The organism is Candidatus Binatia bacterium (assembly GCA_026415395.1).
GTDB lineage: Bacteria > Desulfobacterota > Binatia > HRBIN30 > HRBIN30 > HRBIN30.
Genome location: JAOAHD010000002.1, coordinates 345,604 through 362,459 on the forward strand (window position 1 = coordinate 345,604; position 16,856 = coordinate 362,459).

A 16,856-nucleotide genomic window follows, 5' to 3' on the forward strand; every position below is an offset into this window, starting at 1 on the left:
CCAGCAGGCGCCGACGTGGTCGGCGATGTGCGCTGCGCGGTGGTGGATTCCTCCAACGAAAGACGCCAGTAGGGCCAGACCAGAAAGAAGCACCAGAGCCTGGATCAGACGCTTGCTGAGCCTTCAAAGTGGGTTTCGCGGTAACCCGCGCAAGTCGGTGGCCCTCCTCTACTGTAAGCGGAAGGTGAGTGTGTACGGTGGCGAAGGTTCGTGTGAAGGATTTTCTGCCAACTCGACCAACCGAAAACTGATGGTCAGGGTGGAAGCGCGCTCGGTGCCAACGAAAAACCACTCGACGTGCGCGTGGAGACTGCCCGACTCGCCGAGCGGGATTCGATCTCCCGGAGCCGCGGCGACCGCCTCGTCAGATTTAACTTGTATGCCTTGATCATTGGAGACAATTTCCAAGGCGAGAGGGACCGGCTTTGTCAGTGGCTCGTATCCCCCGCTGCGCAGTTCAAGGTCGGCGAAGCCTGGTTCGGAAGCAGTACACAAGTGGAAGTCGCCAAGTTGCTGGCACGGTAAGGAAATTTCAACGTCGAAGTTAAACCAGGCCGCGAGCTGTTTGGCGTTGACTTGGCTTGACCCAACAAGAATATCGACGTGGGGAGCGGGTTCCTTAAAGCCCGGCGGCTCTTCTGGTCCACAACCGCATATCGTCAACAGCCAGAACGACACCGCGGTGAGTGCGACCAAAGACTTTGACAAACCTTTGTGATTTTGCAGTGTTTGAACCATTGTAGCGTTCTCCCCCGTCCCCAGAGGGACGTCTCGATGTTTGAGCCCTGATCCGAACCCTTTCAGGGCAGCCGCGGCTGGAGGAACGGAGCCTCCAGCAAACCGCGTGAGCGGCATACGCGATGTTTGCTCAGCGGCGTAGGCGACGTTTGCGGGGATGCGGGTGCGCCGCTGAAAAACGGCGTACCCGCTGAGGCCGGATCGTCTCTAAACGTCGCGCGAACGCTAGATCACTGGTGGGCTCCACCCGGAGACGGACGCAACGCCACGAGCCGGAACCGGATAGGACTTGGCCGGCAGTAAGCGGTCGATCGGTACCGTAGTAGGGGCCCCGCAATCGCTACTTTGCTCCAACAAGGGAACAGCGGCGGCCACACTACAGGCAATGCACGCATCGGGGTCGGCGGAGAGTCCGGTGGAGTGATGCGCGTGCCCCCTTACGAGCCCTGCGAGCAACGCAGCGCAAATCACCACCGGCGCTACCCAGCGAACGCAACAAGGCTTTGCTCGCATAAGATGCACAGCGGTAGCTGCCACTAATGAGGGCGCGAGCACGTGTCAAGAAGCAAAGCGCAGTTCAGCACTGGAACACGCTTTTGGGGACTGAGGTGCTCGCACCCTCGACTGCCTGTCCTGCTGATAGCCAGGTAACAGCGAGGGCAGTCTACGTTCTCTTGCCGTAAGTTGATGCAGAGGAGCAGCCTCATGAACGAGAGCACAGAACAGAGGCTTGTCTGGCTTGGATGGCCTTCGGTGAGAGCGAACGAAGTCCCAGCACAAAATTTCGGGTACGAGGTGACGGAACTTTGGGCCAGAGATTAGTTGCTTGGCCCCGCCCGGTTGACACTGGCGTGCGGCCGGTGCGAGCTTGCCGGAACTTGCGTGGCAACTTGAACCACAGAAGGAGAAGCAGGATGTTGACGATTCCAGCACGGGGACGGTCGAAGGAGGAAATTTTGCGCGACCTCGAGCGGTTTCGCGCGCACGATGTGGATTGGCGAAGCGGGCGCACGTGGGCCTACGTGTACGATCCCGGCCCCGAGGCGGAAGAGGTCATCAAAGAAGCGTACATGATGTATTTGTCGGAAAACGGGCTCGACCCCACCGCCTTTCCCAGTGCATTGCAACTGGAGCGTGAGCTCATTGCCATGGCGGCGTCGCACCTGCGCGGCGACGAGAACGTGGTGGGCAACTTTACGTCCGGCGGCACCGAAAGTATCTTGCTGGCAGTGAAAACCGCGCGCGACTGGGCACGGGCGCATCGTCCCCACGTCCGCGAGCCCGAGATTGTACTGCCGGTCACAGCTCATGCGGCGTTTCAAAAGGCGGCGCATTACTTCTGCCTGAAACCGGTGCTCGTGCCCGTGGACCCGCGTACCTTCAAGGCCGATCCGGAGCTGATGGCTCGGGCAATCACCGAAAACACCATTCTCCTCGTCGGCTCGGCCGTGTCGTATGCCCATGGCGTGGTCGACCCCATTCGGGAGCTCGGTGAGTTGGCGCAGCACCATGGCCTGCTGTTGCACGTGGATGCGTGCATGGGTGGATTTTTGTTGCCGTACTTTCGCCGGCTCGGTGCGCCGGTGCCGGACTTCGAGTTTCACGTACCCGGGGTGACGTCGATCTCCATGGATTTTCACAAGTATGCCTTTGCCGCCAAAGGCGCCTCGGTAATTCTCTACCGGAGTGCAGAACTGCGGCAGTATCAGATCTTCACCTGTGCAACGTGGACGGGCTACACGATGATCAACCCCACGGTGCAGAGCACGAAGTCGGCGGGTCCGATGGCCGCCGCATGGGCGGTGCTGAATTTCTTTGGCGACGAGGGTTACCTGGAGCTCGCGCGCAAAGTCTTGGAAGCGACGCGCTATCTCGCACGCGAGATCGAGCGTATCCCCGGCTTGCGGCTTCTCGGTCAGCCGGAGATGAACCTCATCGCGTTCACCTCGGACGAGGTGAATGTTTTCCAAATCGTCGATGAAATGAAGGCGCGTGGTTGGTACGTGCAACCGCAACTGGGCTTTGGCGGTTCGAAAGAGAACATCCACCTGTCGGTGAACCCAGCGAACGTCAAATGGATGGATGCGCTGCTGGCCGACTTGCGGCAGAGCGTGGAAGCGGCACGCCAAGCGCAGTTGGAGGAGATTTCCCAATTGCGCGACATGCTTGCGGGAATCGATTGGAATCAGCTCTCTCCCGAGATGCTGCGCAACATGTTGGCGATGGCAGGGGCAGGCGGCGGGTTGCCTCAGCGTATGGCGGCGATCAGTTCGTTGCTTAACCAGTTGCCGCCGGAAGCGGCGGAGCGTCTGTTGACCGCATATTTCAACGACTTGTATCGTCCGGCGGAGGAGCGCCCTCGTGCGTGAGCGACGGCGCCGGCGCGGGTGGATCGGCCGGGCGGCAGCCACGGTGTTGGCTGCCGGGCTCGGATTGTGTGCTGTTCTGCTCGTGCGGGTGGCGACACTCCCCTCGCTGCAACCGCACGTGCAGCCAGCGCAGTCGTTGGGGATCGATGCCCACGCGGCTGCTGAGCGCCTAGCCGGTGCGGTGCGCATCGCCACGATTTCCGAAGGGGAGACGGCACCGGTTCGTGCTGCGGAGTTTGCCGAGCTGCGAGCCTACTTGGAGTCGTCGTTTCCGCGCGTGCACCGTGTTCTGCAGCGCGAGATCATCAACGGCCAGTCGCTGCTGTACACATGGACGGGCCGCAACCCTAGCGCTGCACCGGCAGTGCTGATCGGCCACTTGGATGTAGTGCCGGTGGAACCGGGAACGGAAGGGAAGTGGCAACATCCGCCTTTTTCCGGGGCTATTGCTGGCGGGTTTATCTGGGGTCGGGGTACACTCGACGACAAGTTCACCGTCATCGGCGTGCTCGAAGCCGCTGAGCGTTTGCTCGCGGAAAATTTCCAGCCTGAGCGCACCGTGTTTTTTGGTTTTGGCCACGACGAGGAGATCGGCGGCGACCAGGGGGCTGCTCAGATTGCCGCTGAGCTCGAACGCCGTGGCGTGCGCGCGGAGTTTGTACTCGATGAGGGCGGAGCGCTGATGCGCGACGTGGTGCCGGGCCTGAGGGCGCCTTTGGCGTGTGTGGGAATCGCTGAGAAAGGAAGCGTGGGGGTACGTTTGGAGGCTCGTGCAGCGGGCGGACACTCCTCCGCACCGCCCCGCCAGACAGCGATTGGAAAACTCGCCGCGGCCGTGGCCGCACTCGAACGGCAACCGATGCCGCCACGGTTTTCGCCCCCGGTCCGCGCGATGTTCCGCTACGTTGCTCCCGAACTGTCCCTGTTTCCCTACCGCTTGGTGATGGCTAATCTTTGGCTGTTCGAGCCGTTCGTAATCCGAGCCCTCACGGCCGAGCCGGCAACCAACGCTACGGTGCGGACCACGAACGCCGCCACCATGGTGGGCGGAGGGGTGAAAGAAAACGTCTTGCCGGCGTCAGCCTGGGCGGTGGTGAACTACCGCATTTTACCGGGGGACAGCGTGGCCAGCGTGCTGGAGCACGTGCGCAAGGTGGTGACCGATCCCGAAATCGAAGTCCAGGCGCTGCGTGGCAGCCGCGAACCGACCGTGGTATCGCCTACCGATACCGCGGCATTTGGCCTGCTAGCAAAAACCATCCGCAGCGTGTTTCCAGAGGCCGTGGTGGCGCCGTACTTGACCATCGGCGGAACGGATGTGCGGCATTACCAGCGGGTGAGCCGCAACCTGTATCGCTTCATGCCGCTTGTGGGCGACCGTGGGGACTTGGCCCGAATGCATGGCAGCAACGAAAGGGTCAGCGTCGAGGGCTTCGCAAAGGGTGTGGAGTTTTACGCGCGTTTGCTCGCCAGCTTGTAGCTTCAGGTAGGGCACGCCGCGGGCGCCGCAAACTGCAGGAGTCCGCGGCCACCGTCCGCTGAATGATTGCCGCGGCGACGCAATGCAGGAGGAGTGCGTGCGTAAACGCCGCCCGCGCCCTGCGAGGATGCACGTTGCCAGCCAAGCCTGGCTTACCGCGGGGCTGTTGGGTCGGCCTGGTGGTCGCCCATAAGATTGTCCCCACTCACCCGTCGCCACGGATACGCTCCCCATTCATCCGCTGGGGCGCAGGCTTGCAACTGTCCACACAATATGGATAACGGGCTGCGAGCCTGGAGGGAGGGGCTTCGGGAATGCGTTGGATCCGCTTGTGGTTGTTGAGTGGGTGGGTGTTTGCGTGCAGCGTGCCGTGGCCGAGCTTTGCGCAGGAGTGCGGCTGGGCTTGTGCCGAGGGCGACTTTTGGCGGCTGCACGGGCGCGCGCAGTATCAAACTCGCCTCGAAGGTGTGAGCACCTTTCCGATCGATCGTTATGGCACGACGCTGGAGTCGAACTTCTTCTTTCTCCCCGTGCTGCGCGTGGGGATGACGGCCGAAACTAAGGAGCGTGCACGGCGCCCGTATTCGCTGCAGTTGGATTACGAGCACGATTTGATCACGGGTGTGGAAGACGGGGCCCCTTCTGACCGCCTGGGCGCGGAGCTTCCCTTTGGCCGCAAGAGTCACGCAGAGCTGCGCCGCCTGTTCCTGCGCGCCACGGTGCCGTCCGCCTTCTTGGTCGTGGGGGGTGGGTATACGATGAGCCATTGGGGGCTCGGCTTGTTGGCGAACGACGGAGCGCATGGGTGGACGAAAAACAACGCGTACTTCGGCGACCCGCGCAGTGGCGATCGGGTGATCCGCGCCACCATCGGAACCACACCGCTGACGAGCGCCAATGTGGTCCTGCGCTTGGCCTACGATGAGGTGGAGGGCGACGATGCCCTTCTCCGCCGCGACGATGCCCAGCAGTACATCGGTAGCGTGTTGGTCGGGTCTGGCCTCAAGCACTCTGCTGGCTTGTACGTCGTCTACCGCACCCAAGATGCCAAAGTGCGGCGCGGCTTCGACGTGGTGGTGTACGACATTTTTGCCCGGACAGCGCGAGACCTCGGCTTTTTGGGGGAACTCACCTTGGCGGGTGAGGCGGCGGTGATCGATGGTAGCACCACGTTAGGGCCCACCGTCGATTTCCCTAAGCATGACATCCTGCAAGTGGGGGCCACGGTGCAGGCACGTTTGGACCGGCAGACGCACGGCCTTGCGCTGGACTTCTTGTTTGCCAGCGGTGATGAAAACTTCGATGACCGCGATCAAAACGCCTTCAAGGTCGACCCCAACTACGAGTTCGGGTTACTGCTCTACCGAGTGGTCTTGGCGGCACAAAGTGGTCGCACGGTGGTGACGGCTGCCGACCCCACGCTGGTCGGTCGCCCAGTTCCCGACCTTGAGCGCATCCCCACCCGTGGTGCACCAACGAATACCATCGCCATCTTTCCGCGCGCGTGGTGGCAGGTCATGGAACCCTTGGTCCTGTACGGCGGGCCGCTGTTTGCGTGGAGCGATGTCGACTACGCGGATGCCTTCAACACTCGGCTGTTCGGCGGCGAACCGCATAATGCCTTGGGTGGCCGGCCAAACCGATTTTACGGCACGGAGCTCGATCTCGGTTGGCGCTACGTGCGCAACGTGCGGGGATTTGATTTTCAGCTCGGTGCGGAAGGGGCGGTGCTGTTTCCTGGCCCTGCGTTCCGGAAGCTCAACGGCAGCACGATGGGTGAAGTGTTCTTGGGCAGGGCAATGCTGGAGGTCCGGTTGTGAGGAGCAAAGCCATGAATTCGCTAACCGTTGCAGGGCGAGTGCGTACTGATTGTTGGGTGTTTGCGCTGATCGTAGCCACCGCGTTCGTGGCCGGTGGTTGCTCGCTCTCCGAATCGAAAGGAGTCGCCACCTCTCAGCCGGCGCGCACCACTGTGAAAATGGATTTCTTCCACAAGCCACTGCCGGAAATTCCGTTGCCGAACGATGTGGCGACGGTGGTGGACCCGACGTCGGCAACGGGGCGGCGCATCAACGCCTCGATGGTGGCGCCGACGGGGTTTGAACGCCTGACCCGCGAAAAGATCGACGAGCTCGACGGCTGGGGTGTATTCCAACCCATCACGATTCCGTTTACCGGCCCGATCGACGTCGAATCGCTCCTCGTGGGGCACCGCGACCCGCTGTACGAGACAGACAACGATGTTATTTACCTCATCAACATCGATCGCCGGTCGCCCGAGTTTGGCCGCATTCATCATTTGGACGTCGGCAATGGCAATTACCCGATCGTGCTCGAACGGCGTGACAATTACTGGGATAACGATCCGCGCGCCGGCACGGTGTCGATTTTGTTCGAAGAGGCGGACGAAGACGTGAATGGCAACGGCCTGCTAGATCCCGGTGAGGATACCGATGCCGACGGCGTGCTTGACAGGCCTAACTATCTCCCCGGAAGCCATCCACCGGCCGACGACATCAAAGCGCGGGTCGACAACTTCATGACCTTCTACGAGCGGGAAACCAACACGGTGATCGTGCGCCCGCTCGTGCCGCTGCGCGAGCGCACGACTTACGCGGTGGTGGTCACCCGCCGTTTACGCGACATCCACGGAGAGCCCGTAGGCTCGCCGTATCCGACGATCAACCATACGTCGCAAACCGAGGCCTTGCGGGCGCTGCCCGAGGTGTTGCCTCACGGGTTGACTTTGGCCGACGTGGCCTTTGCCTTCACGTTCACCACCCAATCGGTGGAGAGCCATTGGCGCGCGGTACGCGAAGGATTGTACGGCTATGGACCGCAGCGCCACTTGGCCCACGAGTACCCCGCCAAAATCGAAGCGCTTTTGCCGCTGCGTGACGCCGAGCGCTTCCCCAACAGCAAGCGCCGCTACTTGCTTTACGGAGAAAACTGGTTGCAAGCGGCGCGCCCGTTAGTGACCACCTTTCTCGGCCTCGACGCCAACTCGGAAGAGTACCGCCAGCTCGCAACTTCGCTCGAGTACGTGGACTACTTTGTCATCGGCACTTACCGCTCGCCGCAATTGTTCCCCCGCACCGACGAGGCGGGCAATTTCCTCGATTTGAACCGCCAGGCGTGGCCCCCGGATCTCGATCGCCTTCCGGCCCCGGCGCGAGAGGAAATCGTCTATTTCACGTTGGCCGTGCCGCGCAAAGAGGTTTCGGCACGGAAAGACGGCCGCCCGGCGCCCGTGGCCATTTTGAGCCACGGGTACACCGGCAACCGTTTCCCGATCATGCAGTTCGCGGGTTACTTCGCCCGGCACGGCTTGGCCACGATCGCGATCGATGGGCCGTCGCACGGTATTGGTCTCACCCCTGAGCAGGAGGCGCTCGCGCGTCAGCTCATGGGAGCCATGGGCTATCGTGCGGCCGTTGATGCAACGTTGTCCGACCGCGCCTTCGATCAAAACGGGGACGGCATCAAAGACTCAGGAGCTGATTTTTGGACCGCGTATTTGTTCCACACCCGCGACATCGTGCGGCAATTCATGCTGGATTACTCACAGCTCGTGCGCATCTTGCGGAGTTGGAATGGGCGCCGGTTGTGGGACTTCGATCTGGGCGAAGATGGCGTGCCGGACATCGCCGGGGACTTCGATGGTGACGGCTACGTCGATGTCGGCGGCGATGCGCCGATTGTCATGACGGGGGCGTCACTTGGCGGCATCATGTCGATGGTGATGGGCGGAGCCGAGCCGCAAATCACTGCCGTCGCCCCGATTGCGGGCGGGGGCGGCTACGTCGACATCGGGATGCGAACGGTGCAAGGCGGCGCTTTGGAGGCGTTCGTGCTGCGCATGATGGGCCCACTGTACGTGGGCAACCTCGATCCAGAAACCGGGCAGATGCAACTGCAAACCGTGGTGGTCAACCTCAACGACTTGGCGCGGCGGCCGCTGGGATCTGTCGAGGGTGTGCGTGTCGGCGACACGCTGGTTGCCGAAAATCTCACCAACGGTGCGCGCGGGTGCGGCGTCGTGTTGCCTCCGGGGCGGGTGCGCGCCTCGCTCGAGAGCGACCGTGGGGATCGAATCCGCTTGGTCTTTTACGCCGGATCGGTGCTGGTGCCGGGAACGAAGTGCGAGGTGCAGCCCGGAAGCAGCGTGCGTGCGGTGCTCGATCGGTTGGGTGTTGACTTTTCATACCAGGCGCAAGAGTTCCGCGCTGGAGAACCGCTGCGGGCTTTGGAAGACGGCTTGGGCCGCCCCCGCAACACGCCGGAGGTGCGCCGCTTGGGCACCATTGGCCAACTCGTGGTGGACCCGGCTGACCCGGCCGTGTTCGCTCCTCACTTGCTGCTCGAGCCGCTGGAGTTTCCGTTTACCCGCGAGCGCACCGGCAGCCACGCGCTGGTGGTGACCTCTCAAGGCGACATGAACGTGCCGACGAGCTCCGGTGTCACCTTTGCGCGCGCCGCCGGGCTCGTTTCCTACTTGGAAATCGATCCCCGTTTTGGCCGCTCGGCAAACCAAGTGTTGATCGACACGTACACGGTAGAGGCGGTGGATAACCTAGCGCGCTTCACCGATGCCACGGGCAAAGGGGTGCACTTGGACGTGGAGAACTTCAGCGGCGGGGACGACATTTGGGGCCCACAGTATCCGCGGCTCGATCCGCCGTTGCGGCTGGGCTTCGACCGGTGGGATCGGCTTGGAGGCCGCTCGGCAGCGATTTTCCCGTTGGCCCGCGACACGGGGGAGCACGGCTTCAGTTTGCCAGGGGCCATGACCGATGACTTCCGTGCGAAGTGTGCACGTGAGTGCCCGATTGCCGGTAGTGGCGATCCGTGCGGTTGCCGCACGCGAACGACATACGACATCGGGAATTTCTTGATCAACATGATTTCGCGGTTCTTGGTAACGAACGGCATGGAGCTGAGCGCGGATTTGTGCCAGTCGCGCAACGACTGCCCTGGCTACCTCCCTCCACCCCCGCGGCGTGAGATCAGTGCATTGCCTTGAGAGGGAACCCTTCGGTGTTCCCTGCTTTTGGTCATTAGGAGGTGGGTTCGCACCGTCGGGGCGCGCGTAAGATTGTGAATGCGGGAGAGAGGTCATCGGTTGTCCAGGCACGATGCCACTCGCGCCTCGGGGAAGACCACAAAGGCCCAACTCGTAGCGGGCAGCGTTACCGTAGGTCCGTTAAGGACGAGGGGTGTCGGCTCTGGTGGTGCGCCGTCGGTTGCGACCGATAGGGGTTCTCCGTTGAGGTGGAGCTCGTGGCTGGCCAGATCCGTAGAGCTTGCCAGGTAAACGTTTGCAGGGGGCTGCAACCCGAGGTCAGCAACGCGAAGAGTTAGAGGCCCTTCTCGACTAAGGTTGAGAACGAGGAGTGTAACCCCACCGGCTGGCCCGTTGTGCTGACAGTGTGCGTAAATCCGCGCTGGAACTGCAGCAGAAATCAACGGAGGCTCCAAGACTCGTGTGCCCATTAGCCGACGCCATAAGAACGTGGCCCAGTAATCGGGTCGAGGACGAAGGGAGACATCGTCGATTAAGCCGTACGTACTACCAGAGAGCGTTTGCCGCACCACGACGAAGTGCCCTCTGCGGGCAAGCCGGGCAAGGGTGTTGAGATACCAGAAGGTGTTCGCGAAGCGATCTGCAACACCAACTTGTCCGCCGCAAGACTGCCCGCCAGTCTCGGTTAACCACACGGGCCGCCCGGGAGAGTATTGATCGCGCAAAGCATCCACCGCTGCGGCCGCCTCGTCGATGCCGTCGAGGTAATCGGGGTCCAGTGCCGACTCGATGGTTACGCGCGGTCCCGACGGGGGGCAGCGCGTGGAGACGGCGCCATAATAATGATAATTGACGCCTTCGATCGAGCCTCCAACGAGCGGTAGGATCTCAGTCATGCGCGGGCCAAAAACGAAGTTGCCGAACACGTTCTCGCCTTGCGTCCGCATATATACGTTGCCGGCTGCAAGAATGGGGATCCCAGGGGCGACGCGGTCCCGCAGCTCGCCAAAGATGGTAAGATCGCGCGCATACTCTTGGGCAGAGTAACCGGCGATTCCCGCCCTGACGGCGAATAGGTTTGGTTCGTTGCCGAACTCCAAGGCCGCGAAGGGGTATCCGCGCGAAAGAGCATAGCTCAACAGTTCTTCGGCGTTTCTGGGGTCCCATCGTCCAGTGCCGTCGCGGGGACCGGGCCCTGCGTTGATCGTGAAAATTAGCCCCAGACCGAGCTCTGTGGCGAACTGGCTGGCGGCGTCGAATTGAGCCTTTGTCAACACCAAAGAGAACCGTTGCGGAGGTTCAGCGGGCGCCTCGGAAAGATCGTAAAAAATTCGGTCGGCTGCGCTGCCTCCGAGCCGAAGGTAGGCCGGAGCGAGGGCAGCCGTGAGCGCCCGGAGCCGTGGTCGCGAAAAATCGTAGGGTTCCACAGGAACTTGCTCCGTTCCGCCCGTGGGGTCCCAAAACGTGCCGCCGACAACTTGATCGAGGTCGACAGCGAACGACAAGAATCGCTCACTCACAACGGCCACGACTGGAAATCGGTTGGGGTTCGCCGTGGGTGTGGGGGAAGGAGCGCTGGTTACCATCCGGTCGGGGGTTGAGGGTGAGTGAGCCTCGCCTGCTCCCTCGCTCCCGCATCCTGTGACGAGTGCGGTCATTAGGACGGTGAGTGCGAACGGGTATGGAGCCGGCCGGTGCGCACAGCGCAGCAGGGGATCGACGATCCTTTGAAGCAGCTTGCCCACGATGACCGCAAACGGGTGCGACATAGTTCAGCGCACGCCATGCCGAACGCGATGATGAATTACGGGAGTGTCAGGCACGTGGCAATAGCATCGCTGGGGACGCGCTGGCCGCGGAATGCCGATTCGAAGGAGTTCGCGCGGTTGGGGTCAGTGGGTGTCACCGAGAGATTGTCGGAAGAAAGCCACCAAAGCCTCCGCCACGCGGCGGTGCCCTTTTTCGGTTGGGTGTTGGTCAGGGAAAAGTTCGTCGCAGCTCCATTCCGGGCAAGTCTGCGCGAAGTCGTCAGTGACGTCGACCAACGGAGTGCCGGTCGACCGGGCGACCTTGCGCACGACGTCGTTGGCGGCCCCGTAGATGAAGGACCCCGAAGGGTAGGTCATGAGGATCAGCGGGATGTTCCACCACCGGGCTGCTGCGATAATGGCTCGGAGGTTCGCCTCCACTCTCTTCATCCAGTCTGGCACACCTGCTGGTGCCATCTTGTGGCCGAGTTCAAACTCATGCTCACCAAAGCGTGCCACGCCCGAGCCGGAAGCGACGTTGGCGGGATCCGAGACCATCGTCACCTCGAGCCGGGAGTTTTCCCGTGCACGCCAGAGCATGTAAAGCAGCCGATAGAGCCGGGAGTGCGCCCAAAGCCACCGTTGAAGGTGGCGGGAGATGGCGTGCTCTCCCGTCGCCGTAGATGTCACCGGCAGGGTCCAGGCGTCGTTGGCGCCGATCATGAGAGTGACGAAGTCGGGTTTGAATGCGGCCATGTAGTGGTCAAAGGCGGCGAGCACTTGCGACGAATTTGTTCCCGGATACCCAAGGTTGAATACTTCGATGCGCGACTGCCCTGCTCGTTCGTTCCAAAGCGTTTCCGTGAGTTTCGGGTAGGCAGCTTCCCGTTCGATCCACAGCCCGAAGGTATTCGAATCGCCGAGGGCAAGAATGCGCACCCTGCGAGTGTGCATCAGCGGTGCATGGATCGGTCGCCGGGAATTTGCTTGGAGATGCGCTCCGAGTTGCAGGACTGCTTCCGCGGCGCCGAGTCCGAGCGCCATCCCCAGCAGGAGCAGGCCGGCGCGGGTTAGCCAAGTACGATTGTTACCTTGCTGTGCTACCGCCATGTCGCGGAATCGAACTACATTTCCTCCTGCGTTTTCCCGCGCAACCGCGTGGGCCGCTCGCGCAGGGTGCTACGAGGGGCACAATCCGAGCTGTTGTGCCAGGGCTTCGAGGGCAGCCTCGGCCTCACGGTCGTGGCGCCAAGGCAAAACGACCAAGCGAGTGACGCCAACAGCAGCGAAGAGATCCGCTTCTTTCCGATCGATCGGGCCGGCACTGACCGTGATCTCAAAATTCTCAATACTGCGGCCTCGTTTTGCCAGCAGTGCGCGCAGCCGTTCGACCTGGGTGCGTGCACTTTCCGGAGTGTGCCGCACGCCGTACCAGCCGTCGCCTAGTTCGGCAGCCCGTTCGAGAGCAGCTTCCGTTTCCCCACCGAAGAGAATGGGCGGACCAGGGCGCTGCATCGGCTTCGGCTCAAACATGACCGGCCCAAAAGAAAAAAACCGGCCGGAGAACGACGGCGTTTTCTCCTGCCACAACACGCGCCAGGCGCGCACACATTCGCGCAAGCGCGCGCCGCGCGAGGCAAAGTCGACTCCCAACGCGGTGAACTCTTCCTCGAGCCATCCGGCACCGACCCCGAGTGAGAGGCGCCCGCGGGAGAGCACATCTAAAGTGACAATCATCCGTGCACTGACGATTGGGTGGCGCAACGCGGGCAAGTACACGTTGGTGCCCAGGCGAATGCGCTCGGTTTTGGCCGCCACATGGGCGAGCAATACCAGCGGATCCAACAGCGGCATGTCGGTTCGCACCGGTGCCCCAGTTTCCGAGTACGGATAGCGGCTGCGGATCTCAGGAGGAAAAACAACGTGCTCGGGCAGCCATACCGACTCGAACCCTAGCGCCTCTGCGTGCGCGGCAATGGTGGCCATTCGTTGTGGCCGCAGTAAAAAAAGCGGAACCCCAATGTGCACCGGCAATCCTCCTTCTCGTCCGCCAGCTTATGCCATAGTGCGGCTTGCGGCGCGAGGGAGTGGATCGAGTCTCCGGCTGGGCGGTTGGCAATGTGGACTTTGCCAGGGCGGGTTTTCAGTCGTTCTCAGAATGCTTAGTAAGCAAAAGTGCCGCTGTTGGCGGCGGATTGAATAAGAGGAGAGGACACGATGGGATCGACGAAGGGACTAATTCGGGCCATGAACAAGAAGGGGAGCCGGAAAACGAAGAAGCCGCCCGTGGCGGTGAAGCTTCCGCCCCCTCCGGATCCATCCTGCTGCGAGCGCTGCGGCGCGTTGTATACCAAGCAAGCCTGGCGCCGCGCTGGGGAGCGCTCGCACACTCTGTTGCAGAAAGTCAACTGGACGGTGTGTCCCGCTTGCAAACAAGCGGAGCGGGGGGAGTACTTTGGCCGGGTGGTGATTCGCGGTAAGTTTGCCGCCGAACACGAAGAGGAAATCCGCCGTCGCATCCGCAACATCGAAGAACGGGCGCGGTTTACGCAGCCGCTGCGCCGGTTGGTTTCCGCTGATCGGGAGGGCAATGTTATCGAGGTTCTGACCACCTCGCAAAAACTCGCGCACCGGATCGTGCACGAACTGAAGAAGCTGTACAAAGGAAAGGCCTCGTACCACTGGTCGCCTGACGATGGGTGCTTGTACGCGGTGTGGGAACGTAACGAATAGCCTGCATTTGATCGGCCCCCTTTGACTTTTTGCGACCGGCAAAAAATAAGAAAGACCATGGGTGAGGTCATTGACTTCCGCTCGTACCGGCAAAAGAAGCAAGGCGGTGCCAAGTTCGTGCACTGTGCTTACTGCGGGGAACGGCACCCGGTCGTGCGTTTGGTGAACGGATCGGAAACCTGTCCCACCGCCTTCTGTGACGGGGGCTTGTGGTTTTGCCGCAATCGCGGCTGCCGCTCTGCGTACTTTTCGCAAGGCAAGCCCCGCCGGTGACTGAGCGGCGTCTCTCGCAGTGCGCTGTGCGGCCCGCTTTGGCCACGAGGCGAGGAGTGCCGTCTGCGAAGCCTGCCGCGCGCGAGGATGCCCGGTATGGGGGCGGCTAAGCAGAGCAAGGCGGGCACGGCGCCTCGCTCGGCTGCGCATTGCGCCGTGTTTGCATTGGCACCCTCGTGGCCTCTGGCCCGTGCGCTTGCCAGCGCCAAAGGGGTGCCTGCGCATGTGATTGCTTGTCATCGCTTTCCGGATGGGGAAACGTTGGTGCAGGTCCCTGCTCGCGTCGCGGAACAAGCCATCGTGGTGCAGCGGCTCCACGATCCGGACGCCAAGCTGTTTCCTCTGCTGCTCGTTGCCGATGCGTTGCGCCGCGCTGGAGCGCAACGGGTGGTGTTGGTGGCTCCGTATCTACCGTACATGCGTCAGGATGCGGCGTTCCGTCCCGGCGAGCCGATCTCGCAACGGGTGCTCGGGCGGCTGCTCCGCTTGGGGTTCGATCGCGTGCTGACCGTTGAGCCACACTTGCATCGGGTGCAGGGGCTCAAGCAGGTGGTGCCAGGTGGGGAGGCAATTTCGGCGGCCCCGGCCATCAGCGAGTATTTGCTTCGCCGGGGTTGGCGCGGGGTTTTGGTGGGGCCGGATGCGGAATCTGCGCGGTGGGTCAAAGCGATCGCGTGTGCCAGTGGGTTACCCTGGATGGTCGGGGAGAAACAGCGGCTCGGCGATCGGCGGGTGCGGATTTCGTTTCGGCAAGAGTTGCCCTCTACGGCGGTGATGTTGGTGGACGACATTGCCAGCAGTGGGGCTACTTTAGCGCGGGCCGCCCGCGGGCTCCGACGCATGGGAGCGGAGCGGGTGGAGGCGATTGTCGTCCACGCCATTTTTGCCCCGGGCGCGGCGGAGCGCATGCAAGCTGCTGGGATTGCGCGCGTAGTATCCTGCGATACCGTGCCGCACCGCACCAATCGCATCGCTTGTGCTCCCTTGATTGCCCAGGCATTGTAGAGGGTGATGGCTACCCGCTCGCGGCCACGAGGTCCAAGCGTCCCGGTGTTGCGCTTTCTTGGCGCAACGGAAACCGTAACCGGTAGCCGCTTCTTGATAGACACGCCGCGGGCGCGGGTGCTGGTGGACTGCGGCTTGTATCAAGGGCTCAAACAATTGCGCTTACGCAATTGGGAGGGACTGCCCGTTCCGCCGGAAACCATTGATGCGGTGGTGCTGACTCACGCCCACCTCGACCACTCTGGGTATTTGCCGGCCATTGTTCGCGACGGTTTTCGCGGACCCATCTACTGCACCCTGGGCACGAAGACTCTTTGCGGCATCGTTTTGCCTGACAGCGGGCGCGTGCAGGAGGAGGATGCCGCGTATGCCAACCGCAAGGGGTTCTCCAAACATACCCCCGCCTTGCCGTTGTACACCGAGGAAGATGCGAACCGGGTGTTACCGCAATTGCGCTCCATGGACTTTGACTCGCTCACGGAAGTGGCTCCCGAGGTAGGGGTGATCTTCCACCGCGCGGGCCACATCTTGGGCTCCGCCTTCGTGGAATTACGGATTGGGGGCATGGTGTCGCGCGTGGTGGTGTTCAGTGGTGATCTCGGCCGTCCCCGCCACCCCATCCTTCGCCCGCCAGTGCCGCGTGCGACCTGCGATGTGCTGCTCGTCGAATCCACTTACGGCGATCGTTTGCACGAAGACGTGGCTTCGCTTGAGCGGTTCCGGGAGGCCATTCAGCGCACAGCCGCGCGACAAGGGATGGTGCTCATTCCCTCGTTTGCCGTCGATCGCACAGAAGTGATCTTGTACCACCTGCGGTCGATGATGCAGGCCGGAGAGGTGCCACAACTTCCGGTTTGGGTGGATAGTCCGATGGCGATCGAAACGCTGCGGGTCTATCGCGCGGCGTTGGCACAACAAAATGACGAGATCCAGCCAGAGCTGATCGGAAACGATCCGTTCGATCCTGGTCAGCTCATCGAGGCGCGAACCCCCGAGCAGTCGAGAGCGATTAACGTGGAGCGCGGCCCCGGCATTATCATTTCTGCCTCCGGGATGGCGACCGGTGGGCGGGTGCTGCACCATTTGCTGCAACGCTTGCCCGACCCGCGGAACACCGTGGTGCTGGTTGGGTTTCAAGCCGAGGGCACGCGCGGGCGGGCGTTACTCGAAGGAGCGCGGGAGATCAAATTGCTCGGGAGATATGTCGCCGTCCGCGCCGAAGTTGTCGATGTACCGGCGTTTTCCGTGCATGCCGATCGCAACGAGCTGCTTGCCTGGATGCGTTCGAACCGCCGCGCTCCGGAGATGACTTACATCGTGCACGGCGAGCCGGTGGCGTCGCAAGCGCTGCGCAGCGCCATAGCCGGGGAACTCGGCTGGCCCGCGGTGGTCCCTCGCTACCAGGAAACCGTCCGGCTGGATTGAATCGCTGCTCGCTTCTGGCAGCGAGCGTCGCATAGCGCGGCATTCTCTGCCCAGGAAACCTC

General features: G+C 62.2%; 12 protein-coding genes. 8 read left to right on the top strand and 4 right to left on the bottom strand.

What is annotated here, in order from left to right:
- Positions 1–168: 168 nt before the first annotated feature.
- Positions 169–738: a hypothetical protein gene (locus N3C12_02000; protein MCX8071213.1), complete on the bottom strand. Its 570-nt coding sequence runs from the start codon at positions 736–738 to the stop codon at positions 169–171.
- 917 nt (positions 739–1,655) lie between these two features.
- Between N3C12_02000 and N3C12_02005 the strand changes: the two genes are divergently transcribed.
- The 4 genes from N3C12_02005 (at position 1,656) to N3C12_02020 (ending at position 9,610) form a co-directional block, all read left to right on the top strand.
- Positions 1,656–3,107, top strand: a complete 1,452-nt coding sequence (locus N3C12_02005) for an aspartate aminotransferase family protein (GenBank protein ID MCX8071214.1) — start codon at positions 1,656–1,658, stop codon at positions 3,105–3,107.
- On the top strand, positions 3,100–4,587 hold the full coding sequence (locus N3C12_02010; GenBank protein MCX8071215.1) for a M20 family peptidase: 1,488 nt from the start codon (positions 3,100–3,102) through the stop codon (positions 4,585–4,587). Before N3C12_02005 ends, N3C12_02010 begins: the two co-directional genes overlap by 8 nt.
- Positions 4,588–4,901: 314 nt before the next feature.
- On the top strand, positions 4,902–6,407 hold the full coding sequence (locus tag N3C12_02015) for a hypothetical protein (protein MCX8071216.1): 1,506 nt from the start codon (positions 4,902–4,904) through the stop codon (positions 6,405–6,407).
- Positions 6,408–6,418: 11 nt separating this feature from the next.
- Positions 6,419–9,610 carry a hypothetical protein gene (locus N3C12_02020; GenBank protein ID MCX8071217.1) on the top strand — a complete coding sequence of 1,064 codons (3,192 nt, stop codon included), beginning with the start codon at positions 6,419–6,421 and terminating at the stop codon, positions 9,608–9,610.
- Positions 9,611–9,702: 92 nt separating this feature from the next.
- Here the strand turns inward: N3C12_02020 and N3C12_02025 are convergent, their stop codons facing one another.
- The 3 genes from N3C12_02025 to N3C12_02035 all read right to left on the bottom strand — a co-directional run bounded on the left by N3C12_02025 (position 9,703) and on the right by N3C12_02035 (position 13,386).
- Positions 9,703–11,139: a hypothetical protein gene (locus N3C12_02025; protein ID MCX8071218.1), complete on the bottom strand. Its 1,437-nt coding sequence runs from the start codon at positions 11,137–11,139 to the stop codon at positions 9,703–9,705.
- Between the two features lie 363 nt (positions 11,140–11,502).
- A complete protein-coding gene (locus N3C12_02030; GenBank protein MCX8071219.1) occupies positions 11,503–12,468 on the bottom strand; it encodes an SGNH/GDSL hydrolase family protein in 966 nt (321 codons plus the stop codon).
- A 69-nt stretch (positions 12,469–12,537) separates the two neighbouring features.
- Positions 12,538–13,386: an LLM class F420-dependent oxidoreductase gene (locus N3C12_02035; protein ID MCX8071220.1), complete on the bottom strand. Its 849-nt coding sequence runs from the start codon at positions 13,384–13,386 to the stop codon at positions 12,538–12,540.
- Between the two features lie 189 nt (positions 13,387–13,575).
- Between N3C12_02035 and N3C12_02040 the strand changes: the two genes are divergently transcribed.
- The 4 genes from N3C12_02040 to N3C12_02055 all read left to right on the top strand — a co-directional run bounded on the left by N3C12_02040 (position 13,576) and on the right by N3C12_02055 (position 16,794).
- Positions 13,576–14,091 (top strand): BCAM0308 family protein, encoded by a 516-nt coding sequence (locus N3C12_02040; protein MCX8071221.1) that lies wholly within the window; start codon positions 13,576–13,578, stop codon positions 14,089–14,091.
- A 57-nt stretch (positions 14,092–14,148) separates the two neighbouring features.
- Positions 14,149–14,364, top strand: a complete 216-nt coding sequence (locus tag N3C12_02045) for a hypothetical protein (GenBank protein MCX8071222.1) — start codon at positions 14,149–14,151, stop codon at positions 14,362–14,364.
- Positions 14,365–14,460: 96 nt separating this feature from the next.
- Positions 14,461–15,369, top strand: coding sequence for a ribose-phosphate diphosphokinase (locus N3C12_02050; protein ID MCX8071223.1), 909 nt, complete (start codon positions 14,461–14,463; stop codon positions 15,367–15,369).
- 45 nt (positions 15,370–15,414) lie between these two features.
- Positions 15,415–16,794, top strand: coding sequence for an MBL fold metallo-hydrolase (locus N3C12_02055; GenBank protein ID MCX8071224.1), 1,380 nt, complete (start codon positions 15,415–15,417; stop codon positions 16,792–16,794).
- The last annotated feature ends 62 nt before the right edge of the window (positions 16,795–16,856 follow it).